General features: G+C 60.6%; 2 protein-coding genes and 1 pseudogene. 1 reads left to right on the top strand and 2 read right to left on the bottom strand.

Annotated elements, in window-relative coordinates:
* Both K6N12_RS34565 and K6N12_RS33545 read right to left on the bottom strand, forming a co-directional pair.
* Window positions 1-162 (bottom strand): annotated as a pseudogene (locus tag K6N12_RS34565) (type IV secretory system conjugative DNA transfer family protein); the annotation flags it as partial.
* Entirely contained in the window at window positions 159-470 is a 312-nt protein-coding gene (locus tag K6N12_RS33545) for a mobilization protein (RefSeq protein ID WP_131711878.1), read from the bottom strand. The gene K6N12_RS33545 and the pseudogene K6N12_RS34565, both read right to left, overlap by 4 nt.
* A 288-nt stretch (window positions 471-758) precedes the next feature.
* Between K6N12_RS33545 and K6N12_RS33540 the strand changes: the two genes are divergently transcribed.
* The coding region (locus K6N12_RS33540; RefSeq protein WP_222149170.1) for a MobA/MobL family protein at window positions 759-945 on the top strand (187 nt) is incomplete at its 3' end.

Genomic DNA, 945 nt, shown 5'->3' with positions numbered 1-945 from the left:
GACGGTGAACACGACAAGCAAATAGCCGACCGCACCCATGACAAACGACTTGGCATATCGCAGCGGAAACGTGATCAGGGCGACGATCGCCCAGAGCGGATCGCGGGACGCCAGGCGCATCATGTTTACGAAGGCGGTCTTGATCTGGTTGGCATGGATCATGATGCCGCACTCCCGTTGCCGATATTGCTAATAGACGGGTCGTGCGGCCGTGGTTCGAGCAGATCGTCGAACAGATCCCGATCGCCATCGCGGGTGAGGAATTTTGGCAATTCGGATCTGAGCCAGGCTGCCAGTCCTCCGCCGATCTGCACATCGCGATCATTCTCCAGCCGGTGCAGCACCAGTGCGCCGATCAACACCTTGCGGCGTGTGTCGATGGCACGTTCCTGCTTGCTGAGCCGGATCTGCAATGTCTTTCGCTGCGCTTCCAGCTGCGCCAGTCGTTCGCCGATGGTTTTGCGCGCCATGATGATCTTCTTCCTTGCTCCTGTTCAGCCATTGGCCGCGGCGATGAACGGATGATCGCAGCCGCTGGCGGGCCTGAATCGAGGTTGTCTCGAAGAGCGGCGCTTCGAAACCCGCAAATCTGCGCGTGGAAGCAACCGGGTGAACGGCTTATGAGGTCATCGGGAGATTGCCGCGTGCTCCCACCAGTGCCCGAAGGCGCGAAGCGACGAAGGCACAAGGGCGCACTTACGAGTTGCTGGCGCAACTCAAAGCGCGGGCCGGCGGACCGCTAACCAAGGGGACATGTGATGGCGATCTATCACTTCAGCATGAAGCCGATCGCCCGCAGCGGTGGCCGCAGCGCTGTGGCGTCCGCCGCCTATCGCGCCGCCGTGAGACTGACCAACGAGCGCGATGGGCTGACGCATGATTTTAGCAACAGGACAGGTGTCGAGCATGCCGAGATCGTCTTGCCGGCTCGTTCTTCTGGCTATT

The sequence above is a fragment of the Rhizobium redzepovicii genome, from assembly GCF_019793435.1.
GTDB classification, from domain to species: Bacteria; Pseudomonadota; Alphaproteobacteria; order Rhizobiales; family Rhizobiaceae; genus Rhizobium; species Rhizobium redzepovicii.
This window is presented reverse-complemented; position numbering and strand designations above follow the sequence as displayed.